The following is a 25,188-nucleotide window of genomic DNA, read 5'->3' on the forward strand; positions in this document are numbered from 1 at the left end:
TTTTCTATGCGTGAATATTTAAGAAAACAATTAAGTACTTATATTTGGGTTGCTATTGGTTGCATTATTATGTCAGCGAGCATCAACACCTTTTTTATTCCTCATAATTTACTCAGTGGTGGTGTAAGTGGTTTAGCTATGATTATTTATTTTTTAACTACCTTTCCTTTAGGTGTTACTAGTATTTTACTTAATATTCCTTTGTTCTACCTAGCTTATCGCTATATTGATACTAATTACTGTCTAAGTGGTATTTTCGGGATGATTGTTTTCTCCTTAGCCCTAGACGCTACCTCATTTTTAAAAAATGCACAAGTTATGGATGATATTTTCTTATCTTGTATTTATGGCGGTTTATTTAGTGGTATTGGTGCATCAATGCTTTATCGTGTCAATGCTCACTCTGGTGGGACAGATATTTTAGGAGGTATAGTAAATAAATACTATGGTTTGAATGTCGCTACTGTCGGTTTTGGTTTCAATTGCATGCTAATGTTAATTGCTGCTAGTCTATTTGGATTAAAACCAGCAATGTACACTTTAATTAGCATGTTTATTACTTCTGTAGTTGCCAATAAATTCACGGAAGGATTCGACTACAAAAAAAGTATCATGATTATCTCAGCTGAACCTGATAATATTGCTATGGGCATAACCAAAGAGCTCGGGCGAGGTGTTACTTATCTTTTTGGCGAAGGCGCTTATACTAAACAAAACCGAAAAGTCATTTTTGTTGTAGTAAAATTACGCCAAGTTTCCTTAGTAAAAGCTATCGTTACTCAAACAGACCCTCATGCTTTTATGATTATAACTGATGTTACCGATGTTATCGGCAAAGGCTTTTCTCTGCCAATAAAAAAATAGACACTTTGTGTCTATTTTTTTATTGCATCGCTAATAATTTTTTACTTAACATAATTAATCGTTCATCAGCTTTAGAGTTAATAATTTCCACGGTTCCTTGGCTTTCACTATTATTTAGCAAATTTTTCTCCTGCAACTGATTTCTTAGCTGGTTAACTGTACCTAAACTTCCATCGATTACTGCTGTAGTTTGTGGCAAAATTTCTTGCAAAGCTTTTTTTATAAATGGATAGTGTGTACAGCCTAAAACAACCACGGAAATTTTCTCTTGCAAATATGGTTTCAATAAATCGTTTAAAAATTTTTGAACTTTTGCACCATTTATTTGACCTTGCTCTATTAGTTCTACCAAGCCTGGACAAGCTAAAGGTAGAACCTGATCAGCATCCGCATACCGTTCAACCAAATTAAAAAATTTTTCACGTTTTAAAGTCATCGGCGTTGCCATAATCAATATTTTTTGATTATGGCTTATTTTTATTGCTGGTTTTACAGCTGGTTCAATTCCAATTATCGGCATATCCTGATATCTAATTCTTAAATCATTAATCGCTACACTTGTCGCTGTATTACAAGCAATAACAATTGCTTTAACTGGCTTTTGACGTAATACTTCTACAGCATTGAAGGTCAATTTGCGGATTTGCACATCAGTTTTTATTCCATAGGGAGCATTTTGGGAATCACCATAATAGATAAATTTTTCATTTGGTAATAATTTTACGGCTTCACGTAAAACACTTATTCCGCCTACCCCTGAATCCATAAAGCCAATCGGTAACTGTTGGATATTCATAAATTATTCACCTTCATAAATTACTAAAATTGCTACAACGTTCTATATTATAACAGTATTTTAGCCTAAAGGAAATTATTTTATTGCTTAGAACTAGTTCCTTTTGTATCTTTAGCTAGAACTTCTAAATTGTAAGGTGTTTCCTGATAAACATAATAATTTAGCCAGTTGAAAAAAAGTAAATTTGCTGTACTTCGCCATAAAACTACTGGTTTTTGTTCCGGATCATTATCTTTGTAGTAATTATCTGGAATATGAATGTCCATCCCTAAATTAACATCTCGATCATACTCATCTTTTAAACTATTAGGGTCGTATTCAGCATGACCAGTTAAGAATATTCTTCGCCCCGCCTTATCTGATAAAGCAAATGGTCCAGCTATATCAGATTTAGCTAAAACATGTAGTTCTGGTGCTTGTTCAATATCACTTAACCTATTTTCTGTATGACGCGAGTGTGGCACATAAAAAACATCATCAAATCCTGTAAATAATTTATTAGGCACACTCTCAACTATTTCATGTGGATAAACACCAAATTGTTTTTTATCTAAATACTGTTTCGGAATATTGTAGTGATAGTATAACCCAGCTTGTGCCCCCCAACAAATATGTAATGTAGAATATACATTACTTTTGCTCCACTCCATTATTTCACAAAGCTCCGCCCAATAATCAACTTCTTCAAATTCCATTTTTTCTACTGGCGCTCCCGTGATAATCATTCCATCATATTTTCGGTCTTTTATAGACTCAAATTTTTCATAAAATTTTATCAAATGATCTGCTCCAGTATTTGTAGGTGTATAGCTTGAGGTATATAAAAAATCCACTTCTACTTGAATCGGAGTATTACTCAATAATCTTAACAACTGGGTTTCTGTTACAATTTTATTAGGCATTAAATTCAATAATAAAATTTTCAAAGGTCGAATATCTTGTTCATAAGCCCGGCTTTCTTTAATAACAAAAATATTTTCCTGTTCTAGTATCGCAGTTGCCGGTAAATTGTCTGGTATTTTAATTGGCATAATTACACTCCTTGCATAATAATTTGCACTATTAGTAACTAGTCTAATTTTTTTTCATTGTTAGCTATTAAGCTTGAGATTTTTCTAATGCTTGCTCTAAATCAGCAATTATATCAGCCACATCTTCAATTCCTACTGAAAGACGAATTAAATCTTCTTGTACACCAGAGCTTTTTAACTGTTCTGGCGTAAGTTGAGAATGAGTTGTACTGGCTGGATGAATCACTAAAGTTTTTGCATCACCAACATTTGCTAATAAGGAAATCAACTTTAAACTATTAATAAATTTGCGCCCAGCTTCCAAACCACCTTTTATCCCAAAAGTAAAAATCGAGCCCGCTCCTTTGGGCAAATACTTATCTGCTTTAGTTTTTTGCTCACTATTAGGTAAGCTAGAGTAGTTCACCCAACTAACGGCTGAATTTTTTTGCAGATATTGAGCTATTTCTAAGGCGTTTTTCACATGTTTTTGCATTCTTAAGGGTAAAGTTTCTATTCCTAAAAGAATTAAAAAAGCATTAAAAGGACTAATTGTTGCGCCAAAATCACGCAAAATCTGAACTCGCAAACGAGTTATAAATGCAGCTGCACCAATGTCAACTGCGTAATTTATACCTTGATAACTTGGATCGGGCTGACTTAAAAGTGGAAATTTATTGGAATTCCAATCGAATTTTCCTGCATCAACTACTACACCACCCATAGCTACCCCATGTCCACCTAAAAATTTTGTGGCGGAATGAATTACAATATCGGCACCAAAATCTATGGGCTTTAATAAGTACGGTGTCACAAAAGTAGCATCTACCATAAGTGGTATCCCGTTTTTGTGTGCTAGTTTAGCCACACCTTCTATATCTAAAACATCTCCACTAGGATTACCTAATGCTTCAGCATAAACTAACTTGGTTCTTTCTGTTATCGCCGCAGCAAAGTTTTCTAATTCACTAGCATCAACAAATTTAACTTTTATTCCTAACCGCGGTAAATTATAAGCAAATAAATTGTAGGTACCACCGTATAAACTAGCAGAGCTAACAATTTCATCTCCCGACTCAAGAATATTTAAAATTGCACCAATAATTGCTGCCTGTCCAGAAGCAAATGCAATTGCTCCTATTCCGCCTTCTAATGTTGCAATTCTTTTCTCTAACACATCAGTAGTCGGATTGCTAATCCGTGTATAGATGTAGCCATTTGCTTTTAAACTAAATAAATCAGCAGCATGTTGCGTATCTTGAAAATTATAAGCAGTTGTTTGATATATTGGTACAGCTCTAGCCCCAGTTGTAGGGTCTGGAATTTGTCCGGCATGAATAGCCAAAGTTTCTATTCCAGCATTTTCTAATAAACTCATAATAAAATCCCCCCAAATATTTTAGTAACAAAAAGAAATTAAAAAGCTCTTCCCGCGAGGAAAGAGCTTTTATTCCGCTTTCCTCTCATCTTCCAGGAAATTATCCTGCTGGATTTAGCACCTTTCGCATTGCGATGGTTGCCGGGTTTCATCGGGCCAGTCCCTCTACCACTCTCGATAAGAGTTCTATATTCTTCTGTTATTTTCTATATATTACATTGCCGAGATATTTTTGTCAACTATTTTATTTTAAGTTGCGTCTACTCATCATTAGTAATACTTTTGTTTCCTTCCAGTAAACCTTTTGTGTTTTCTTATATTTAAATTTAAATTTCGTTGAAAACTACAGCATTTCTAAGAAATGCGAACCTAATTCATTAAATCGGCATTTTAAAATAAAAAACATCCAATTTAAAAAGATTTATTGACGAAATATAAATTAATCTGTACAATAATATCATCACGCAAATTTTTGTTCGTGGTGATTTTTTATGTATAGAGGAGCCGCGCAATAATGAAACTACAAACGCCTTATTATCTTTTAGATGAAAACAAGCTCCTAGCTAATATGCTAGTTATTGATAAAATTAATAAACTATCAGGAGCTAAATGTGTACTAGCATTGAAATGTTTTTCAACTTGGAGCGTATTTAACCTGATGCGCCCCTATATGGCTGGTACCACTTCAAGTTCTTTATATGAAGCCAAACTTGGGCATGAAGAGTTTGGTGGCGAAACCCATGCTTATTGTGTTGGTTATTCTAAAGAAGATCTATTAGAAATACGTAAATTTGCTGATAAAGTAATTTTCAATTCTATTTCTCAGTTAGAAACTTATTATGAACTTGTAGCTGACAAAAAAATCGGCTTACGTGTCAATCCTGGTATTAGTAATTCTGGCTTTGATTTAGCTAATCCAACACGCAAATTTTCTCGCTTAGGTATTTTAGATAAAAATTTAATAGCCAAGCAATTATCTAAAATTGATGGTCTTATGTTTCATTACAACTGCGAAAATGCTGATTTCAACTCTTTTTCTGAGCAACTCGATTATTTAGGCGAGACTTATGGCGAATTTTTATTTAAACTTAATTGGATAAGTTTAGGTGGAGGCATTTATTTCACTAAAGCCGGCTATCCTATTGAAGCTTTTTGCAATAAACTGAAAGCTTTTTCTGAAAAGTACAATATTCAAATTTATCTAGAACCTGGGGAAAGTTCAATCACTAATGCCGGTGAATTAGTTACTAGTGTCGTTGATATCGTCCACAATGAAATTGATATAGCTATAGTTGATGCTTGTATAGAAGGACATATGCTCGATTTACTAATTTATCGCCTAGACGCTAAGGTCCTAGAACAACCTGATGCATCATTTAAATATATGGTCGCTGGCCGCTCTTGCTTAGCTGGGGATGTTTTTGGAACATACAAATTTCCTGACAAGTTAAAGATAGGTGATGAGGTTCGTTTCCAAGATGCTGCCGGATACACAATGGTCAAAAAGAATTGGTTTAATGGACTACAAATGCCATCTATAGTTATTAAAAAACTCAACGGAGAATTACAGTTAATTCGACAATTCACCTATGAGGATTTTAAATATAGTTTATCCTAAAATAAAAATATTAAAGGGGGAGTTCTTAATTGAAAAAGAATGTTTTGATTATTGGTGCGGGTGCAGTTGGACATGTGGTAGCTCACAAATGTGCAATGCACAACGATGTTTTGGGTGATATTTGCGTAGCTTCACGCACTCAAGAAAAATGTGACAAAATAATCGAAAGTATTCATCACAAAAAAAATATGAAAGATACTACTAAGAGGTTATATTCACGCACTGTGGATGCTCTTGATGTTCCTGCCTTAGTAAAACTAATCGAGGATACAAACTCTCAAATAGTTATTAATGTGGGTCAATCCTACGTTAATATGTCTGTTTTAGAGGCATGTATTCAAGCAGGTGTTGCTTACATGGATACAGCTATCCATGAAGACCCAAATAAGGTTTGTGAAAATCCACCTTGGTATGCAAATTATGAGTGGAAACGCAAACAACGTTGCGATGAAAACGGAATTACTGCCATCTTAGGCATCGGCTTTGATCCAGGAGTAGTTAATGCTTGGTGTTCTTTAGCCGCTAAAGAACATTTTGATACTATCGATACTATCGATATTCTCGATGTAAATGCAGGTAGTCACGGCAAATACTTTGCTACGAATTTTGACCCTGAAATAAATTTGCGAGAATTTAAAAAAGTTTGGACTTGGGTAGATAGAAAATGGGTACAACAAAAAGTTCACTCAATACGAGTTGACTATAATTTCCCTGTAGTAGGCGAGTGCCCAGTTTATCTAACCGGACATGACGAATTACATTCTTTATCTAAAAACATTGATGCCAATTCTATCCGCTTTTGGATGGGGTTTGGTGATCATTACCTAAATGTATTCAATGTTTTAAAAAATATTGGCTTAACTTCAGAGATTCCAGTAAAAGTTGCCCCCGGAATAGAAATAGCGCCGCTTAAATTTTTAAAAGCGCTGTTACCAGACCCAGCATCATTAGCACCTGGCTATACTGGAAAAACGTGTATCGCAAATTATATAAAAGGCACAAAAGCTGGTGTTGGTAAATCAATTTTAATTTATAATAATTGCGACCATGCTGTTTGCTATCAAGAAGTTGAAGCACAAGCTATAAGCTATACTGCTGGAGTTCCGCCTGTTGCTGCCGCTATTTTAATTGCACAGGGAATCTGGGATTCTAAAACAATGGTTAACGTCGAAGAATTAGATCCTTCACCATTTATTGAACTTTTAAATACGATGGGTTTACCAACGGAAATTATTGAAAATCCTCCCGTTTTCGTCTCTCCCCAAATTGAACATTTGGAAAATGTCTAAATTACAAACAAAAAACTAGATAAAGAATTTTAAGCGACTAAAAGAGCTTGTTTTCTGTTAATAGCAGATTACAAGCTCTTTTCGCTTTTTTGATATATCAATTGTTGAACATTTCAACTTTATTCGAAATCCTTAATTGAACAAAAAAGATATATTCACTATTTAGTACTCCACGCCAATTGTCCTATTTTTAAATTTATGTTCGATCTAATCCACGCTTAGCTATTTGTACTATCAGTTACTTAAATAATTATTATATTTTTTGCTATCATGTTTAAAATATAATCACCCCCAAAGTTTATTCAGTAAATATACTGCCTAACTTTGGGGGTATCCTAAAAAATACTATCTCTTATTTATGAAAATAAATTTATTGCCGTAACTATAACAGGAATTTGAACCATATCTATTAAAAAAGCTCCTGTCAGCGGCACTATCAAATATGGATTTGCCGTATAGCCATATTTGTTACTAACTTCACCCATATTTATCATCGCATTAGTTGTCGCGCCTAACCCAAAACCACACATACCTGAAACCATAACCGCTGCATCATAATTTTTTCCCATAACTCTAAAAACTATATACCTTGTGTATAACCACATAAAAGTTACTTGCCCAATCAAAATTAAAAATATCGGTACTGCTAGACTAGCTAGCTCCCATAGTTTCAAAGAAATTAATGCCATTGATAAAAATACATTCAGCGATACTTCCCCTATTATTTCAATTAAATTTCTATCCATCTCAATTACATTTAAGCGCTCATTTAAATTATTATAAATTATCGCCACAAACATAGCGCCAACATAAGGAGGTAAGGCAATTCCATATTTTTTACTAACAAAAGTACTTAAAGTAATACCTAAAGTCATTATAACACCTAAAACTGCTACATGCTTTAAAATAGATTCCGCACTGATTCTTTTATTTGAATTTTCTTCAATCGCAATTTCTTCCCGATTGATTAGTTCTTCTGGTTTAAGTCCGTATTTTTTTATTAATCTAAAACCTAAAGGTGCACCAATAAGTCCTCCAGATACCAATCCGAAAGTAGCCGAAGCTAGTGCTACTGATAAGCCAGAACTAACACCTAACGCCTCTACTGTCTGCCCAAACGCTCCAGCCGTACCATGTCCACCAGTCATAGATACCGAACCCGCTAAAACGCCAAACAAAGGATTGATACCTGTAGCTTTAGCAATACTTACACCAATAGTCGTCTGCATTATTGTCATGAAAGATGCTAATAACCAAAAGAAAAATAATAATTTCCCCCCTTTTTTTAACCCTTCAACCGAAGAACCCAGTCCAATCGTTGCAAAAAAGACAATCATAAATGGATTTAATAAAGTAGTATTAAATTCTACTGCACCTATATTGCCAACACGCATCACTAGATGAACTAAAGCAAAAACAATACCGCCTATAACTGCTGCTGGAATGCCGAATTTATCGAGAAACTTAGCTTTTCCTTTGATATAATACCCCAAATATAGCGATAACAAACCAATTGCTAATGTCCCAATCATATCAAAATTTAAAACGATCCCTAATTTGGAAAATTCAATGTTCATCCCCTTTTACCTCTCACCTAAAAATTTTAGCAAAACTTTGGATTATTCCTTTCTTTTTTATAAACAACAATCTAAGACGCGTCTTCTTAAATATTATTATGTATACATTATATCGTATTTTCAAACTAATTCCAATACTTCAACTAAATTGCGACATTTACACTCCTGCTTTAAACTTTTTCTGTAATTACTGTATTATTTTTATCACACTCTGTCATATATATTGTTTTTTCTGTCAATTTAGTTCGTTTTATTTTTTGATAACAACTTGTTATCAAAAAAAATTTTTATTATGCCACAACTACGCCAATTCTTATGAGAATTTTCTTTATTTTAAAATAAAAAAATAAAAACAAGCCCTATTTATTAAGTAGGACTTGTTCCTCATTTTTTTATTTAAAATTCTTTATTCTTAATGAATTTGTTACTACAGATACCGAACTCAAACTCATTGCCCCGCCTGCTATCATGGGATTTAAAAGTGGACCTCCATATAAATGTAATACCCCCATAGCAATAGGGATACAGATTATATTATATGCAAATGCCCAAAATAAATTTTGTTTGATATTTTTAATTGTCGCATGACTTATTCGCAACGCTTTTGATATATCTCTCAAATCATTTTTCATTAGCACAATATCTGCAGCTTCTATAGCAATATCAGTTCCCGCAGCAACTGCAATTCCAATATTTGCTTGTGCAAGTGCTGGCGCATCGTTAATTCCATCTCCTACCATTGCAACTTTTCGTCCAGCGCTTTGTAATTGCTTAATAACATTGGCCTTATCTTCCGGGAAAACTTCTGCATAGAATTTTTCTATACCTACTTGTTTTGCTATTACTTCTGCGGTCCTTTTATTATCGCCCGTGAGCATTACAACTTCAATATTCATCTGTTTTAATAACTTAACGGCTTCTAAACTGCTATCTTTTATAGCATCTGCAACAGCTATAATTCCAACTAGTTGTTGATTTAGGGCAATAAACATTACAGTTTTTCCATTTTCAGCAAGTTTATCAGCAACATCTTGTAGCTGCATTAAATTTATTAGCTGTTCTTTAAATAGCTTTGCATTACCAACCAGAACTTTCTTCCCCTCTATATATACCTCTATGCCTCGCCCTTCAAACAATCTAAAAGTATCTATATCGGGAATTTGAATAGAATCTGCTATTGCTTTATTTACAATAGCCTCTGCCAAGGGATGTTCTGAGCATTTTTCTGCTGCTGCGACCATATATAATATTTCTCTTGCATCAAATTCTGGCAAAACAAGGAAATCCGTAACTTTAGGTTGTCCTTCTGTTATTGTTCCTGTTTTATCAAAAACAACAGTATTTAATTCATGAGTATTTTCCAAGGCCAAGCCATTTTTAAAAAGAATCCCTGATTCTGCGGCCTTACCAGTTCCAACCATAATTGATGTTGGGGTTGCTAAACCCAAGGCACAAGGACAAGCTATAACAAGTACTGAAATAAATGTTTTGAAAATCAGAAGTTCATTTTCTCCCATTAAATACCAAAAAACAGCTGTGAAAATTGCTATTCCCATTACTATGGGCACAAAATAACTAGCAACTACATCTGCCATTTTAGCAATTGGTGCCTTTGTGGCCTGCGCGTTTTCAACTAAAGCTATTATTTGTGCTAAAATTGTATCCTCGCCAACCTTAGTTGCACGCATTTTTACAACTCCATTTTTATTGATACTCGCCCCAATTATTTTATCACCAATTTTTTTGCTCACTGGTAAACTTTCTCCAGTTAACATTGATTCATCGACCAAAGTACTTCCCCAAATTATTTCTCCATCTGTTGGAATTCTATCACCTGGTTTCACAATAATTATATCATTGACTAAAACATCCTCTATCGCTATAACTTCTTCTTGCTCATCCCGAATTACTGTCGCAGTTTTAGGTGCTAAAGCAATTAGTTTTTTTATTGCTTCGGAAGTTTCCCCTTTAGCCAAAATTTCCAAATATTTACCCAAAGTAATTAAAGTTAAAATAACTGCTGCTGACTCAAAGTAAAGATTATGCGCATAATTATTTTCACCTAAATAAATTTTGTAAACCGAAAAAAAACTATAAATAATAGCCGCTCCGGTACCAACTGCTATCAAGGTATCCATATTGGGCTGAAATTTAAATAAACTTCTAAAACCTGTAGAATAAAACTTTTTACCCAAAAACACTATCGGTAAAGTCAATACAAGTTGTGCTAGGGCAAAATTAACTGCATTTGCATGAGGATTTAAAAAATTCGTCAGTGGCACACCAAACATATAACCCATAGCGATATATAACAATGGTAATAAAAAAAACAGTGAAATTAACAATCTGCTTTTTATAGACTTTATTTCTTGCTCTTGTTCTAAACTGTTTGTTTCTTTTAAATCTATAAAAGCTTTGAAGCCTGCCTGTTCGATAGATGTTATTATTGTTGATAAATTCACAGCATTTTCATCATAATCAACACTTAGCCTATTTCGGGATAAGTTAACCACCGCTTTATTAATGCCGCTTAGATTTTTCACTGCCTTTTCTACCGAGTTAGCACAGACGACACAACTCATACCTTCAATTCTAAGATTTTTTCGCATAAATATCACCTCCAGTTATTTATCTATTATTTTTCCTAAAACTTTTATAATTTCTTCAATCTTTTCTTCACCTGCACCATTTTCAAACGCGTTTTTAACACAATGATGCATATGCTGTTTTAATACTAACAAATTAGCTTTTTTAAGCAAAGCCTGTGAGGCTATTATCTGATTAGAAATATCAACACAATATCGTTCCTCTTCTAGCATTTTTATTATTCCATCTATTTGTCCTCTTGCTGTTTTTAATGATTGCACAGCTTTTTTCTGTTCTAAATTCATCTGTACCCCTCCCCCGTGTAGTGTCTTGTTCGTATAATATCGTAATATCACTTTTTTGTCAATAAAAAACAAAGTAGGTAGCGATTTTGTTTAAACAATTCGTCCCCACCTACTCTGTATTTATATTAAAAAATTATTTTATTCTAAATTTAGCAGCAGCCTCTTGGAGTTCTTGTGCCATTTTTGTCAATCCTTGACTAGAACCAGCTATTTGTTCAACCGAAGCCGATGTTTCTTGAGTTGCTGCTGAAACTGTTTGCGATTCTCCCGCAACTTTTCTGCTCACATTTTCTATATTAGTAACCGCACTTACCACCTCTTCACTACCTTTATTTATCCCATGTACTTCACTAGCAATTTTAGTAACTTTATTTGATACTTCACTTATTACATTTACAATTCCTTCAAAAGACTCCCCGGCACGATTTATTACTTCTGTACCCAATTTAACTTCTTTTGTTCCACTGCTCATTGCTAAAACGGCTGCTTCAGTATCTTCCTGAACCTCACTAATCATATTAGCAATCTCTTTTGCTGCCGCTTGTGATTGCTCTGCTAATTTTCTCACTTCATCTGCTACTACAGCAAAACCACGCCCTGATTCTCCCGCTCTCGCAGCCTCTATCGCTGCATTTAAAGCTAAAAGATTAGTTTGTCCTGCTATATTAGATATCGTTTTAACTATATTGCCTATTTCCTTAGAATGAGCGCTCAATTTTGCTATCGAACCTGAAGATTTCTCCACAGATGCATCTATATGTGTCATCTGCTTAATTGCCTGCTCTATTAAACTCATCCCATCTTTGGCATATTTTGCAGCATTATCGGAGCTATCAGCCGTTTGCGCTACTTCATTTGTTATATCACCAATAATTATAGAAATTTTTTCTACAGTAAGCAATGCTTTTTGTACTGCTATCACTTGTTGTTCCATACCAGAAGCAACTTCGCAAATAGAATTTGCAACTTCCGTAGCAGACGTTGCCGACTGTTCTGCACCTTCGTGCAACTGTTCTGAAGCAGTAGTTAACTCATCAGCACGCTCTTGAACTGTTTTAATTAAATGAACAATTTGTTTTTTAGAATCTTGCAACGCTTGATAAATATGCCCAAATTCATCTGTATTGTTTTCCAATTCATTGTTCTTAATCCGAACATCACCTGAAGAAATCTCATTCAATTCATCGATTAACAATCTAACTGGTTTAGTAATAGCCTTAACCAAAATAATCCCTAAAACAGCACTCAAAACACCTAAAATCAGTGTCAAATAAATTGCAATATTTTTTGCAGTCGCTGCACTATCATTAGCCTTTTTCATTAATTCATTTACAATTTTACTTTCTTTACCAACAACTTCTTTAATGATTTGTTGATTGTTTCTAGTTACTGCTGTTAACTCAGCTATTATCTCCACATATTTTTTACTCAAATCGGCTTTTACCAATGGATCAACAGCTTTGTCTTGCGCAGCAATATTTGGCGCAAACTTATTATTTAATATCTCTTGATATAAAACCAAGCCATCAACTAACTTTTTAACTTCAGGCTTTAATTCATTATCTACAGAGCCTAACAGCTTATTCCCCGTAGTTATTGCTTCTTTCATTTTTTGCTCGAACCCAGCTTTAGCAATATCATTTCTATCCCCTATATAGCGTCTTACATCTAATGCCGCACCTGTTAATTGATTTTCTATCTGCGTTGCGAGTAGTGCATTATTATTTGCTACCTGAATCTCTTTGGCCTGCTCGAGAGAATTATTAGCCGTATAATATAGAAAACTCCCTAGTATTAACATAGATGCTACCATCAACCCAATTATACTAATTAGCTTCGTACTTAAATTAATCCCCTTCACTGTTAGTCCCTCCCTTATTTTTAGTTCAACTCTTCAAATAATTATCTTTGTATTTTTCAGAACTTACTATTAATTCTAACATTTTCATGATTTATTTTCAACATTTGTTAAAAATAAAAACAGCAGTTGAAATTTAGAGTTATCTTTTCAACTACTGTTTTTAATCTTATTTTAGTGCCCAATTAACCAAGACTTTACAAACATTTCGTATAGTGATAATACAATTTCAAACGCAATCAAAATAATAATTATCCATTCGAGACGTGTTCCCCTTTTAGCATGTGCTAATCCCGAAAAAGCTTCTGTAATATCCATTAAGGTCTCTGTTTTATGCCTCAAATTTTCATATCTTTCTTTTAGCTCAAATAGCACCAAAAGCTCTTGATATAAAGCACTAGCTTCTTCGTTGTCCCAAGTTATATCTGGATTATCTAGTAAGCGCAATGAGGATAAAGCATCTAATCGAAAAGTCAAAATTTCCGAAGTCATTCTAGCCAGTTCCGAATCCGATACTCCCAAGTTACCCTGACTTAAGCTGTGAACTACTATCTCGATTTTATCTAGCAGTACATCCACTTCTACTTCACTTTTATCCAAAGAAACTGATTTTGCAATAACTGTAGCTACTAGGTCGGTATGATATTTTTTTTGTTCATGTACAATCATCATATCATTATTAATTGCCGGTTCTTCGCCTAAAGAAACTTCCAAACTATAATCATCTTCATAAACAAATGCTTTTTCTTCATTAATTTGTACATCTAAACGTTTTAAATAACGTAATACATCCATAATTTCATGATGCTGCAAATTTACTGAAACCATGCTCCCAAAGTGGAACAAGTAAACCTGTTTATTTTCCCCTGTTTCTATTATTCCTTTTAACTGCTCACCTTTTAACAATAGAAAATCTTCCCATTTAAATTTAAGTTTTACGCCAAAGTGTTGCGCTATTTTACTTAAGTTCAGTTCATTAGTTAAGACAATGGCCTTAAAGTCAGTATGCATTTCTTTGCCCCCTTATAAATTATCTAATGTGTTGCAAATATTTCTTGGATTTCATTTAAATTCTTATTAGTAGCCAGTGCTAGTATCAATAAAATCCTTGCTTTCTGGGGATTTAAATTCCCAGCACAAATAATTCCAGTTTCTTTTGCTGCTTGTCCCGCAACAATCTCCCCACTTGCAACTCTAGAAGACATCACAATTACCGTTCCTGTTTTTACTGCGTTTTTCAGTTTTTCTTTAAACTTACTATTTATATTACCATTTCCAAAACCTGCAATAACTATCCCCTGACTACCATTTTTTATAAACAATTCAATTGTTCTATAGCTCATTCCTGCTACACAATAAACAACATCTACAATTGGAAAACTATTTTTTAAATCTATTTTTGAAAAACAACTCTCTAAAGTATGTTTTCTTAAACTCTGTTGATAAAAATTAACACCTTCGCCATTAACATTTCCTAAACTACCTAGTTCTAATGACGTAAATGCATCTAAACCTGTAGTATGCGTCTTGGAAACTTCCCTAGCAGCATAAATTCTATCATTCATTACAACCAATACACCTTTATTTATTGAATGCTCAGATATCGCAACATATATAGCATTTATCATATTCATAATTCCATCTGCACTAAATGCTGTAGCTGGTCGCATTGCTCCTACCAACACAACAGGTTTGCTGCTAGTAATCGTTAGATTTAAAAAGTACGCCGTTTCTTCTAATGTATCTGTTCCGTGAGCAACAACAATTCCTTTAATATCCTCTCTGCTAAGATATTTATTAATTTTATTTCTTAGCTCTACCATAATTTCTAGGGTAATGTCGGCACTGTCAATGTTGCATACCTGTTCACATTCAATTTGAGCAATACTTTCCAAAACCGGAATTTCTCGAATCAAGTCTTTTATATTAATCTGCCCAGCTTCATACATTGCTGTTTCAACACTATTTACAGCCTTTCCCGCAATTGTACCACCAGTTCCCAAAAGCATAATTTTCTTTTTATACATTAAATTTACCTCATATTCTGATATCTGTATAATATGTTCTCTGTATATATAATAGTACATGTCGTTGTTATAAGCAACAATAATTATCAGTATATTTATGTTTAAACTCTTTAACCATAATATGTTTTTTCAGAATATACAGTCCTTTCCTGTTATGCAAGAATTATTTTAAGGCAAGATTAACTTAAATTTTATATTAAAATAATATAAAAAAACGACCTTTATTAAGGTTAGTTATCAAGCTAACTTTATAAAGGTCTGTTTTTATTATGATAAAACAAATAAATATTTATACTACATTACTAATGGTGGTGATCACAAACAGAATCATCAGAAACTAATTCACCCGCTAATTTTGCTTGTAATACGGTATCTATTTCTCCACCTGCTCCTGTTATTACTTCAATATTTTTTTCTTGAAAAATATCTACAGCTCCCTTGCCCATACCCCCAGCAATAATAACTTTTACTCCTAGATCGTTTAGATAGTTAGGTAAAAATCCAGGTTTATGTCCAGGATTTGGTATGACATTTTTAGCCACTACTTTATTTACCGAAATATCGTATATAGCAAAATCTTCACAATGCCCAAAATGTTCGGCCACTCGCCCTTTGTTGCTAGCAATTGCTATTTTCATCAAAATCACTCCTCTTTAAACAGTCGTTATATTTTTTCTAACTCTTCTACCACATCAAGCAAATAATCCTCTTCTAAATCTTCTATTTCCCCGGCATCACAAGCTTTAGCAATTTCGGAAGCAATCGGCAACTTACCTAAAACCTTTAAATTAAATTCTTGAGCTATTTGTTCAACCTTACTATCGCCAAAGATTTTAAATTCTTTATTGCAGTCAGGACACTTGATATAACTCATGTTTTCAACTAACCCCATAATAGGAATATTCATTAGTTTAGCCATTTTTACTGCCTTACCTACTATCATCGTTACAAGATCTTGCGGCGAAGTAACAACTATGATACCATCTACAGGAATAGATTGAAATACAGTAAGAGGGACATCTCCTGTTCCAGGGGGCATATCTACAAACATATAATCAATTTCCCCCCAAATTACTTCCGACCAAAATTGCTTAACAGCGCCTGCAATTATTGGACCACGCCAAACTACCGGGTCATTAGGATTTTCTAAAAGCAGATTAAGTGACATTACGTCAATTCCATTTTTACTAGTTACAGGAAATATTCCTGTTTCACCACCAGCCGCTTTTTGATTAAGACCAAACATTTTTGGTATTGATGGACCTGTAATATCTGCATCTAAAATAGCAACATTGTATCCAGCGTCATTAGTTTTTTTAGCCATAAGTCCAGTAACTAAGGATTTTCCTACACCACCTTTACCACTTACAATTGCTATTACTTTTTTAACCCTACTTAAATCATTTAGTTTTTCAAAAGATATCTCTGGATTTTGCTGCTCTTCACATACGCTTGAACAACTACCACAGTCTTGGTTACAATTTTCCGCCATTATATTTCCTCTTTTCTTAAGATAATTATAGTAAAATTTTATTATCAAACTTGGCGATGTTTCCTACAACCACCACAATTGCAGCTTTCTTCTTTACCATCGCACAAACGATAATCGCCTCCATAAATTTTTAATTGTTTCGAATTAACTATGCAATCAGCTATTTTTTTACGGGCATCATTGTATATTCTTTGAACAGTAGTTCGCGCAACATGCATGCTCTCTGCCGCCTGTTCTTGAGAAAAATCTTGTAAATCTATTAATCTAACTACTTCATACTCTTCAATGCTCATAACAATTGCTTGATGTTGCATATAAGTATTTAATGGACCAAATTCATTACTGTTTGGCAAACAACATACCTTCCGACATTTACGCGGTCGTGGCAAATTCTCCCTCTCCTTTAATCTTTTTACATATGAATTATAAATCCATTATGAACATATGTCAATAATCATTTAAATAAAAAGGATAAGTTTTTTAACTTATCCTTTTTATTACGACAGCAAAACTAAGCTCGTTGCCATAACAACCATCCCCGCAATCAATCCATAAATAGCAATATGATGTTCTCCATATTTTTCAGCTGTAGGTAATAATTCGTCTAAAGAAATATATACCATAATTCCTGCTACTGAAGCGAATACTATCCCAAAAGTCTGGGGACTAAAAAATTGCTTTAAGAGAAAATACCCCACTAAAGCACCTAAGGGTTCTGCCAAACCAGATAAAAAAGAATACATAAACGCTTTTCTTTTATCACCTGTAGCAAAATAAATAGGTACAGAAACAGATATTCCTTCTGGTATGTTATGAATTGCTATTGCTATTGCTATGCTAATTCCTAAGCCAGGATCTTGAATTGCACTAGTAAAAGTTGCTAGACCCTCTGGAAAATTATGTATCGCTATTGCTAATGCCGAAAACATCCCCATTCGCAATAATTCTGGATTACTTTTTTTACCTTTATCAATGTCCTCAACCCCACGTATTTCATGAGGATTTTCTGCATTAGGCACAAATTTGTCTATAAGCGCAATGACTGCAATGCCAAAGAAAAACGCCACTGTAGTTACTGCATATCCTTTACTAGCTCCATATACTAAGCTAAGTGATTCTCTAGCCTTAGCAAAAATTTCGATCATTGATACATATATCATAACCCCGGCTGAAAAACCTAAGGCTGCTGATAAAAAACGTTCATTTGTTCTCTTTGTGTAAAAAGCTAATGCACTACCAATACCTGTACTTAAACCTGCAAATAAAGTAATTGCAAAAGCAAAAATCAACTGTTCATTTGTTACGTCCATATTCAACCTCCAGATAATTTTTTTTAATTAAATTTTATAATCATCTTGCAGTTCATAAATTTTATATTTAAAATTGCTTTTTAATAAAAATATTTAAGCTTTATGCATTTATAATAACATAAAAATAGAATAATTCAAGCTATTGATAATTATTTTTCAATAATACTAACTGTTGCTCTATTTGACTTTTTACCTAAACTATAATATAATGAATGACAATCAGTCATTTGTTAAGTTATTGCGATTACGTCTTATATAATACTTTTTTCTTAATTGACTGCCAAATATATACAAAGAAAGATGTGAAGCCATTGGATAATAAACGAATTCGACTTTTGGCAGCAGCAAAAAGTGTTTTTGCCGAAAAGGGCCTAGAAAAAGCTACTATTTCGGACATAGTAAAAAAAGCTGGGATTGCCCAAGGAACTTTTTATTTATACTTTTCTTCAAAAAAAGCTCTTATTCCTGCTATTGCCGATGATCTTTTAGATACATTACTAGATGAAATACAACAAAAAACACAAGAATCTACTGACATTTGGACTACACTACATCAAATTATTTCAACTACCTTTAAAGTTACAAACTCTTATCAAGAAGTTTTGGCTCTATGTTATTCTGGGCTGGCTATTGAAAATACTTTAAGTGAGTGGGAAAAAATATACACCCCTTATTATTCTTGGTTAGAAGATTTAATAAAACGAGGTATTGAACAAGGAGAAATTCGTTCTAATGTTGACCCCATGATTGCTGCTCGTATGGTTATTGGCCTTATAGAAAGCTGTGCTGAGCAAATGTATCTTTTTAATCGCAATGATAAAACTGTTGCTTTACAGCAAGAACAACTATTTATTTTTTTACAACAAGCGCTCAAGGTTTAGAGTTTGTTTCTGTATAATTTTGTGACTGACATTCATTCATTGGGAGGTGTTTAATATGCGCTGAACGCTCGTTTTGTCTGCTGCTGTTTTAGAAATACTTTGGGCATCTCTACTTAAATATGCTGATTCTTTGGCAAGTTGGAGTTTAGTATTTTTGCTAATATTGTCGAGTTTTTTACTGCTAATAAGAGCCTATAAACTTATTCCAGTTGGGATTGCATATGCAGTTTTCGTTGGCATAGGCACAATTGGAACTTATATTGTAAGTATCTATTTTTTTAATGAAAAACTCTCTTTCGTACAATTTATTTTTTTATTTTTATTACTTATTGGCATTATCGGTCTAAAAATTACTACACAAGAGGTGAAAAAATAATGGCTTGGTTATTTATTTTAATTGCTGGTCTAGAAGAAGTTGTAAGTGTTATGGCAATGAAATATGTTGACGGTATCAAAAACAAAAAACCAATTGCTATTATGGTTATTGGCTTTATCCTAAGTTTCTTTCTCTTAGCACAAGCTATGCAAGAAATTCCCACAGGAATCGCTTATGCTGTTTGGTCGGGAATAGGGACAATTGGTATTACTCTAGTAGGCATCTTTCGTTTCAAAGAACATCTTAATAGTGGTCAAATCCTCTTCCTTGCATTAATCATTTTCAGTGTCTTGGGTTTGCAACTTTCTGTTTAACATTTACATTGCTTATAAATTTAATATTTACATATAAAAAGCGCCATAAGTCAGAATTTATAATCTGATTTATGGCGCTTTTACTCTTCCAAAATCATCACTCGGTATGATGGAATACATATTAGTATTTCATGAGTTAGTCGTTATTTAGGTGGTACTTTTTCATCCATAATCGCTGCTTCTCCAGTTTCCCCAGTTCTAATTCGTACTGCATTATCTAAAGTATACACAAAAATCTTACCATCACCAACTTTTCCCGTTTTTAAAACTTGTTGAGCTACATCTAAAACTTCCTGTACAGGAACTTCGCATACAACTGTTTCCACCTTTACTTTTGGAGCTAAGCTTATAGAATACTCCGCACCACGATAAATTTCCTTATGACCTTTAGTTAAACCACAACCGTACACTTGGCTTACAGTTATTCCTGCAACACCTATTCTATTTAATGCTTCCTTTAAATCTTCCAGTTTATCAGGTCTTGTTATGATTTCTATTTTAGTAAGCGCCATTTTAATTCCTCCTTTTTTTTTATTTTAGCACGTCATTTCCATTAGAACTACTATATATTTCCGTTTGTTTATAATTATCTAAGTTTAGTGTCATAGCTAACGAATCCTCGTTGTTAACTAAATTTCCCGAAATAAAATTTTGAGCATAACCACGTTCACCATGTTGGGTCAAATCCAGGCCTAAAATTTCTTCTTCTTCTTCTACTCTTAATCTAGTAATAACTGATGTTATTTTTACTATCACGATAGTCCCGAATACTGCCAACAAAATTGCCGCTCCAATAGATATTAATTGTACCATTAATAAATTTGATTCTCCGTACCATAAGCCATTAGCACCTGCTTCATTTACACTTTTAGTTGCCCAAATTCCAGTAGCAATAGCCCCCCAAATTCCACCTATTCCGTGTATTCCAAAAGCGTCTAAAGAATCATCATAACCTAATTTAACTTTTAATACCGCAACAGAGTAATAACAAATTAAACCAGAAATCATTCCTATAACTATTGCTGGCATTGTTTCAACAAAACCTGCTGCTGGAGTAATCGCTACAAGTCCTGCTATACAACCACTTATTGCACCTAATACTGTCGGTTTACCACTCCGCAACCATTCTGCGGCCACCCAAACTAAAGTTGCCGCTGCTGCAGCTGCATGTGAAACCACAAATGCGTTCGCTGCTAAACCATTAGCTCCCAAGGCACTCCCGGCATTAAATCCAAACCAGCCAAACCATAACATAGAAGCACCTAATATTGCCATCGGCAAGTGATGTGGCAATATCGGGGATTTTCCATAACCCTTACGTTTTCCTAGCATTATACATAAAACTAACCCAGAAACTCCTGATAAAATATGAATTACTAAACCACCTGCAAAGTCCAGTGCTCCTAAAGTGCTTAACCAGCCTCCACCCCAAACCCAATGTGCCATGGGGTTATATACTAACGTAGCCCAAAGCAGACTAAAGATTACAAATGCAGGAAATCTCATTCTGCCAGCAAAGGAACCTGTTATTAGCGCTGGTGTCAGTGCCGCAAACATACATTGAAAAGCAATAAAGGCAAATTCGGGAATTGTGCCTAAAATCGAGTTGACATTTACACCAATTAAGCCAAGCTTACTAAAATCACCAATTATACCGTTTATATCTTTGCCAAAAACCAATGTATATCCAACTAAAACCCACTCCACTGAAATGAGTGCCCCCAGAAAAAAACTTTGCATAATAGTAGCCAATACGTTTTTACTTCTTACCATGCCACCGTAAAAAAAGGCCAGACCAGGAATCATGAAAAATACAAGAGCTGTACTAATCAAAACCCAAGCTGTATCACCTGTATCAATTGTAGCAACCTCTGTCTCTGCGGCTAATGTAACTGGAGAACCTATAATAATTAAGCAAAAGACCACAAGTAACAAATAACTTATTTTCTTCATTTTTATCCCATCCTTTTTAAACTAATAAAGATGCCTTGCTATCGTCACCAATAACAAGACATCTTTGTCTTGAATAATAACACAAAAAGCTTTCGTTGACCCCATGGCTGTCAACGAAAGCTTCATTGCTTTTCAATTATTCACTTGTCCATATTATACAACTTTTAGTTTTTTTGTCAATACTCAGCAGAACATTTTTTTCAATAAATCTAGATTATTTTGTATTTTTGTATACAAATTAATCTTCCTGCTATTTTTTTAAATTATGCCCATTTCTTTTCTTAAAGTTTTTATTGATTCGGTTGATAAATATTCATCATAACCATATTGACGATCTAAATATCCTTGTGGTGTGATTTCAATAACGCGATTACAAACTGTTTCTAATAATTGATGATCATTCGAACGCAAAAGCATCGTTCCTGTAAATGAAATCAATCCATTATTTAATGAGGTTATTGATTCTAAATCCAAATGATTGGTTGGTTCGTCAAACAACAATACATTTGCACCACTTAACATCATTTTTGAAAACATACATCTTGCTTTTTCTCCCCCAGAAAGAACATTAGCTTCTTTTTGTGTTTCTTCGCCCGAAAATAGCATTCTTCCTAAAAATCCACGAATAAAGGATTCGTCTTGATCTTTAGAATATTGTCTTAACCAGTCGACGAGATTATCATGTGTTTCAAAAAAACTGTTATTATCTTTCGGGAAATATGCTTTACTAATAGTTATTCCCCATTTTATTTCGCCTGCATCGGCTTCCAGCTCACCCATTAAAATTTGCATAAGTGCTGTTTGGGCCTGACCATTACCGCCGATTAGTGCTACCTTATCACCTTTATTAAGAGTGAACGTTAAATCTTTAAACATAACTTCACCATCAAGAGTTTTTGTTAAACCAGTTACAGCAAGAATTTCATCTCCCGCTTCACGATCAGATTTGAAATTTATGTATGGATATCGTCTTGTTGAAGGTTTGATGTCATCTAATTCAATTTTTGCAAGTAATTTTTTGCGAGAAGTTGCCTGCTTAGATTTAGAAGCATTCGCACTAAACCGTTGAACAAACGTTTGCAACTCTTTTATTTTATCTTCTTTTTTCTTGTTTGCATCCTTAGCTAGTTGCAAAGCCATTTGGCTAGACTCCTGCCAAAAATCATAATTACCTACATAAATCTGCACATTGGCAAAATCAAAATCAGCAATATGAGTACATACTTGATTTAAAAAATGCCGATCATGTGATACTACCAAAACAATATTAGGAAATGATGCTAAAAAATCTTCTAACCATGCAACTGAGTCATAATCTAAATTATTTGTTGGCTCATCCAGTAATAATATATCGGGGGTCCCAAATAAAGCTTGAGCTAAAAGAACTCGAACCTTTTCTTTACCACTTAATTCTGCCATTTTTTTCTCATGCAAATCGACACTTACACCTAGTCCTGATAACAATCTAGCGGCTTCCGTCTCTGCTTCCCAACCATTTAAATCCGCAAATTCTCCTTCTAGTTCAGCAGTGCGCAATCCGTCCTCATCATTAAAATCTGGTTTAGCATATAAAGCATCTTTTTCTACCATAATATCATATAATCTTTGATGCCCCATAATAACTGTCTTTAGCACTTCAAACTCGTCAAAAGCATTTTGATCTTGCTTTAAAACAGCAATACGTTGTCCTTTATCAATAACAATTTCACCAGAGCTAGCTTCTGTTTCTCCAGCTAATATTTTTAAAAATGTCGATTTTCCAGCACCATTTGCGCCGATTAGCCCATAACAATTACCCTCTGTAAATTTCACATTTACATCTTCGAATAGTACCCTTTTACCAAATCTGACTGTCAAACCTTGGGTTAATATCATTTATAATTACCGCCTTTATTTTAAATACAACTATGAAATTTTATCATAATCTTAATTACTAAGTCAAATATCTAGCCTATAATAAAGTATAACTACAAACAATGAAGCCACCTTACATTAGATTTATATCTATTGCAAGGTGGTTTCAAAATATTATCCCTTAAAATTTTATTTAATTTTATCTAAACTAATTCCCAATGCTTTAGCCAATCTTTCCCCATAATCCATATCAGCTTTCAAGCAGTTACTTATATGTCTAATTTTAATCATCTCGGGAGCATCGCCCATTGCTCTAGCTGTATTTTCACATAATAATTCTTGTTGTTCTAATGTCATTAAACGATATAATAATCCCGGTTGCGTATAATAGTCATTATCATCTGCTCGAAAATCCCAATTATCTGCCTCGCCTTGAAGTTCTAGTGGCGGTTCTTTAAAAGCTGGTTGTTCTTGCCATTGTCCATAACTGTTGGGCTCATAAGCAATTTTAGAACCAGCATTTCCATCCACTCGCATTTGCCCATCACGATGATAACTGTTTACATAGCACTTAGGAGCATTAACAGGTATTTGATGATGATTTACACCTAATCGATAGCGTTGAGCATCTCCATAAGAAAACAACCTGCCCTGTAGCATTTTATCTGGAGAAAATCCTATGCCTGGCACTATACTTGCTGGGTTAAAGGCAGCTTGTTCAACTTCAGCAAAATAATTTTCCGGATTACGATTAAGCTCAAAATAACCTACTTCAATCAGCGGATAATCTTTTTTGTACCAAACTTTTGTCAAATCAAAAGGATTGTACGGCATTTGTCGTGCTTGCTCTAGTGTCATAACTTGGATAAACATTTTCCAACGTGGAAAATCCCCTTTTTCGATACTTTCAAACAGATCTCTTTGATGACTTTCGCGATCTTGCGCAATAACAGCTGCTGCTTCCAAATCCGACAAGTTTTTAATGCCTTGCTGTGATACAAAATGAAATTTAACCCAAACTCTTTCTCCTAAAGCATTAACCATACTAAATGCATGACTTCCAAAACCATGCATATGGCGATACGAAGCTGGTATACCTCTATCACTCATAGTTATTGTTACTTGATGTAAAGCCTCTGGCAGAGAAGTCCAAAAATCCCAGTTATTTTTTGCACTACGTAAATTTGTCTTAGGATCACGTTTGACCGCATGGTTTAAATCAGGAAATTTCAAAGGGTCACGCAAGAAGAAAACTGGAGTATTGTTGCCTACTAAGTCCCAATTTCCTTCTTCTGTGTAGAATTTCATAGCAAAACCGCGAATATCTCGTTCTGCATCAGCAGCCCCTCTTTCGCCTGCAACTGTTGAGAAACGCACGAACATCTCCGTTTTTTTGCCTATTTCCGAAAAAATCTTAGCCTTTGTATATTTGCTAATATCATGTGTTACCGTAAACGTCCCATATGCACCCGAACCCTTTGCATGCATTCGCCGTTCCGGAATTACCTCACGATCAAAATGTGCGAGTTTTTCTAAAAACCAAACATCTTGGAGTAATTGTGGACCTCTAGGGCCTGCTGTCATCACATTTTGATTGTCCACCACTGGTGAACCAGTCACACTAGTTAATTTTTTTTTCTCATCCATGTCAAAACCTCCATTTATAATTTTAAGTTTTAAGAAAACTTGAAACTCCAATA

At 34.1% G+C, this 25,188-nt stretch carries 23 protein-coding genes and 1 riboswitch; of the genes, 6 read left to right on the plus strand and 17 right to left on the minus strand.

Annotated elements, in window-relative coordinates; translation table 11 throughout:
- Nucleotides 1-6 precede the first annotated feature (6 nt).
- Nucleotides 7-864, plus strand: a complete 858-nt coding sequence (locus SUCMO_RS0106510; protein ID WP_019879798.1) for a YitT family protein — start codon at nt 7-9, stop codon at nt 862-864.
- A gap of 19 nt (nt 865-883) precedes the next feature.
- On the opposite strand, the gene murI is transcribed toward SUCMO_RS0106510, so the two are convergent.
- From murI to SUCMO_RS0106525, 3 genes are all read right to left on the minus strand, one after another.
- The gene (gene murI, locus SUCMO_RS0106515) at nt 884-1,660 is read right to left on the minus strand and encodes a glutamate racemase (RefSeq protein WP_019879799.1); all 777 of its coding nucleotides are present in this window, start codon (nt 1,658-1,660) and stop codon (nt 884-886) included.
- Between the two features lie 80 nt (nt 1,661-1,740).
- Entirely contained in the window at nt 1,741-2,691 is a 951-nt protein-coding gene (gene metA / locus SUCMO_RS0106520; RefSeq protein WP_019879800.1) for a homoserine O-acetyltransferase MetA, read from the minus strand.
- Between the two features lie 67 nt (nt 2,692-2,758).
- A complete protein-coding gene (locus SUCMO_RS0106525) occupies nt 2,759-4,048 on the minus strand; it encodes an O-acetylhomoserine aminocarboxypropyltransferase/cysteine synthase family protein (RefSeq protein ID WP_019879801.1) in 1,290 nt (429 codons plus the stop codon).
- Between the two features lie 82 nt (nt 4,049-4,130).
- A riboswitch (SAM riboswitch) is annotated at nt 4,131-4,232 on the minus strand.
- A gap of 330 nt (nt 4,233-4,562) precedes the next feature.
- Between SUCMO_RS0106525 and nspC the strand changes: the two genes are divergently transcribed.
- On the plus strand, nt 4,563-5,666 hold the full coding sequence (gene nspC / locus SUCMO_RS0106530) for a carboxynorspermidine decarboxylase (RefSeq protein ID WP_019879803.1): 1,104 nt from the start codon (nt 4,563-4,565) through the stop codon (nt 5,664-5,666).
- A 29-nt stretch (nt 5,667-5,695) separates the two neighbouring features.
- Entirely contained in the window at nt 5,696-6,955 is a 1,260-nt protein-coding gene (locus SUCMO_RS0106535; protein ID WP_019879804.1) for a saccharopine dehydrogenase family protein, read from the plus strand.
- A 356-nt stretch (nt 6,956-7,311) separates the two neighbouring features.
- On the opposite strand, the gene gltS is transcribed toward SUCMO_RS0106535, so the two are convergent.
- The 10 genes from gltS to zupT all read right to left on the minus strand — a co-directional run bounded on the left by gltS (nt 7,312) and on the right by zupT (nt 18,110).
- Complete coding sequence (gltS, locus tag SUCMO_RS0106540; RefSeq protein ID WP_019879805.1) at nt 7,312-8,532, minus strand: sodium/glutamate symporter; 1,221 nt, start codon at nt 8,530-8,532, stop codon at nt 7,312-7,314.
- Between the two features lie 392 nt (nt 8,533-8,924).
- Complete coding sequence (locus SUCMO_RS0106545; RefSeq protein ID WP_019879806.1) at nt 8,925-11,141, minus strand: heavy metal translocating P-type ATPase; 2,217 nt, start codon at nt 11,139-11,141, stop codon at nt 8,925-8,927.
- Between the two features lie 15 nt (nt 11,142-11,156).
- Nucleotides 11,157-11,423 (minus strand): metal-sensing transcriptional repressor, encoded by a 267-nt coding sequence (locus SUCMO_RS0106550; protein WP_019879807.1) that lies wholly within the window; start codon nt 11,421-11,423, stop codon nt 11,157-11,159.
- 133 nt (nt 11,424-11,556) lie between these two features.
- A complete protein-coding gene (locus tag SUCMO_RS10475; protein WP_019879808.1) occupies nt 11,557-13,284 on the minus strand; it encodes a methyl-accepting chemotaxis protein in 1,728 nt (575 codons plus the stop codon).
- Nucleotides 13,285-13,455: 171 nt separating this feature from the next.
- Nucleotides 13,456-14,292, minus strand: coding sequence for an RMD1 family protein (locus SUCMO_RS0106560; RefSeq protein ID WP_019879809.1), 837 nt, complete (start codon nt 14,290-14,292; stop codon nt 13,456-13,458).
- A 23-nt stretch (nt 14,293-14,315) separates the two neighbouring features.
- Nucleotides 14,316-15,308, minus strand: coding sequence for an asparaginase (locus tag SUCMO_RS0106565; protein ID WP_019879810.1), 993 nt, complete (start codon nt 15,306-15,308; stop codon nt 14,316-14,318).
- Nucleotides 15,309-15,610: 302 nt separating this feature from the next.
- Nucleotides 15,611-15,946 (minus strand): NifB/NifX family molybdenum-iron cluster-binding protein, encoded by a 336-nt coding sequence (locus SUCMO_RS0106570; RefSeq protein ID WP_019879811.1) that lies wholly within the window; start codon nt 15,944-15,946, stop codon nt 15,611-15,613.
- 26 nt (nt 15,947-15,972) lie between these two features.
- Complete coding sequence (locus tag SUCMO_RS0106575) at nt 15,973-16,800, minus strand: Mrp/NBP35 family ATP-binding protein (protein ID WP_019879812.1); 828 nt, start codon at nt 16,798-16,800, stop codon at nt 15,973-15,975.
- Between the two features lie 44 nt (nt 16,801-16,844).
- Entirely contained in the window at nt 16,845-17,189 is a 345-nt protein-coding gene (locus SUCMO_RS0106580) for a DUF134 domain-containing protein (RefSeq protein ID WP_019879813.1), read from the minus strand.
- Between the two features lie 108 nt (nt 17,190-17,297).
- Nucleotides 17,298-18,110: a zinc transporter ZupT gene (gene zupT / locus SUCMO_RS0106585; protein WP_019879815.1), complete on the minus strand. Its 813-nt coding sequence runs from the start codon at nt 18,108-18,110 to the stop codon at nt 17,298-17,300.
- 302 nt (nt 18,111-18,412) lie between these two features.
- Here zupT and SUCMO_RS0106590 point away from each other — a divergent pair, with 302 nt between their 5' ends.
- The 3 genes from SUCMO_RS0106590 (at nt 18,413) to SUCMO_RS0106600 (ending at nt 19,681) form a co-directional block, all read left to right on the plus strand.
- Nucleotides 18,413-18,991 (plus strand): TetR/AcrR family transcriptional regulator, encoded by a 579-nt coding sequence (locus SUCMO_RS0106590; protein ID WP_028953929.1) that lies wholly within the window; start codon nt 18,413-18,415, stop codon nt 18,989-18,991.
- A gap of 73 nt (nt 18,992-19,064) precedes the next feature.
- A complete protein-coding gene (locus tag SUCMO_RS0106595; protein ID WP_019879818.1) occupies nt 19,065-19,367 on the plus strand; it encodes a DMT family transporter in 303 nt (100 codons plus the stop codon).
- Nucleotides 19,367-19,681, plus strand: coding sequence for a DMT family transporter (locus tag SUCMO_RS0106600; protein WP_019879820.1), 315 nt, complete (start codon nt 19,367-19,369; stop codon nt 19,679-19,681). Before SUCMO_RS0106595 ends, SUCMO_RS0106600 begins: the two co-directional genes overlap by 1 nt.
- Nucleotides 19,682-19,824: 143 nt before the next feature.
- On the opposite strand, the gene SUCMO_RS0106605 is transcribed toward SUCMO_RS0106600, so the two are convergent.
- From SUCMO_RS0106605 to SUCMO_RS0106620, 4 genes are all read right to left on the minus strand, one after another.
- Nucleotides 19,825-20,193 carry a P-II family nitrogen regulator gene (locus SUCMO_RS0106605; protein ID WP_019879822.1) on the minus strand — a complete coding sequence of 123 codons (369 nt, stop codon included), beginning with the start codon at nt 20,191-20,193 and terminating at the stop codon, nt 19,825-19,827.
- Nucleotides 20,194-20,212: 19 nt separating this feature from the next.
- Nucleotides 20,213-21,634, minus strand: coding sequence for an ammonium transporter (locus SUCMO_RS0106610; RefSeq protein ID WP_019879824.1), 1,422 nt, complete (start codon nt 21,632-21,634; stop codon nt 20,213-20,215).
- A 258-nt stretch (nt 21,635-21,892) separates the two neighbouring features.
- Nucleotides 21,893-23,509: an ABC-F family ATP-binding cassette domain-containing protein gene (locus SUCMO_RS0106615; RefSeq protein ID WP_019879825.1), complete on the minus strand. Its 1,617-nt coding sequence runs from the start codon at nt 23,507-23,509 to the stop codon at nt 21,893-21,895.
- 168 nt (nt 23,510-23,677) lie between these two features.
- Nucleotides 23,678-25,135, minus strand: a complete 1,458-nt coding sequence (locus tag SUCMO_RS0106620; protein WP_019879827.1) for a catalase — start codon at nt 25,133-25,135, stop codon at nt 23,678-23,680.
- Nucleotides 25,136-25,188: the final 53 nt, after the last annotated feature.

It is taken from the genome of Succinispira mobilis DSM 6222, assembly GCF_000384135.1.
GTDB lineage: Bacteria > Bacillota > Negativicutes > Acidaminococcales > Succinispiraceae > Succinispira > Succinispira mobilis.

Excerpts from the sequence above, each read along its gene's own strand:
- SUCMO_RS0106510 (WP_019879798.1), top strand. The coding sequence starts at position 7 with ATGCGTGAATATTTAAGAAAACAATTAAGTACTTATATTTGGGTTGCT.
- murI (WP_019879799.1), bottom strand. The coding sequence starts at position 1,660 with ATGAATATCCAACAGTTACCGATTGGCTTTATGGATTCAGGGGTAGGC.
- metA (WP_019879800.1), bottom strand. The coding sequence starts at position 2,691 with ATGCCAATTAAAATACCAGACAATTTACCGGCAACTGCGATACTAGAA.
- SUCMO_RS0106525 (WP_019879801.1), bottom strand. The coding sequence starts at position 4,048 with ATGAGTTTATTAGAAAATGCTGGAATAGAAACTTTGGCTATTCATGCC.
- nspC (WP_019879803.1), top strand. The coding sequence starts at position 4,563 with ATGAAACTACAAACGCCTTATTATCTTTTAGATGAAAACAAGCTCCTA.
- gltS (WP_019879805.1), bottom strand. The coding sequence starts at position 8,532 with ATGAACATTGAATTTTCCAAATTAGGGATCGTTTTAAATTTTGATATG.
- SUCMO_RS0106545 (WP_019879806.1), bottom strand. The coding sequence starts at position 11,141 with ATGCGAAAAAATCTTAGAATTGAAGGTATGAGTTGTGTCGTCTGTGCT.
- SUCMO_RS0106550 (WP_019879807.1), bottom strand. The coding sequence starts at position 11,423 with ATGAATTTAGAACAGAAAAAAGCTGTGCAATCATTAAAAACAGCAAGA.
- SUCMO_RS0106560 (WP_019879809.1), bottom strand. The coding sequence starts at position 14,292 with ATGCATACTGACTTTAAGGCCATTGTCTTAACTAATGAACTGAACTTA.
- SUCMO_RS0106565 (WP_019879810.1), bottom strand. The coding sequence starts at position 15,308 with ATGTATAAAAAGAAAATTATGCTTTTGGGAACTGGTGGTACAATTGCG.
- SUCMO_RS0106570 (WP_019879811.1), bottom strand. The coding sequence starts at position 15,946 with ATGAAAATAGCAATTGCTAGCAACAAAGGGCGAGTGGCCGAACATTTT.
- SUCMO_RS0106575 (WP_019879812.1), bottom strand. The coding sequence starts at position 16,800 with ATGGCGGAAAATTGTAACCAAGACTGTGGTAGTTGTTCAAGCGTATGT.
- zupT (WP_019879815.1), bottom strand. The coding sequence starts at position 18,110 with ATGGACGTAACAAATGAACAGTTGATTTTTGCTTTTGCAATTACTTTA.
- SUCMO_RS0106600 (WP_019879820.1), top strand. The coding sequence starts at position 19,367 with ATGGCTTGGTTATTTATTTTAATTGCTGGTCTAGAAGAAGTTGTAAGT.
- SUCMO_RS0106605 (WP_019879822.1), bottom strand. The coding sequence starts at position 20,193 with ATGGCGCTTACTAAAATAGAAATCATAACAAGACCTGATAAACTGGAA.
- SUCMO_RS0106610 (WP_019879824.1), bottom strand. The coding sequence starts at position 21,634 with ATGAAGAAAATAAGTTATTTGTTACTTGTGGTCTTTTGCTTAATTATT.
- SUCMO_RS0106615 (WP_019879825.1), bottom strand. The coding sequence starts at position 23,509 with ATGATATTAACCCAAGGTTTGACAGTCAGATTTGGTAAAAGGGTACTA.
- SUCMO_RS0106620 (WP_019879827.1), bottom strand. The coding sequence starts at position 25,135 with ATGGATGAGAAAAAAAAATTAACTAGTGTGACTGGTTCACCAGTGGTG.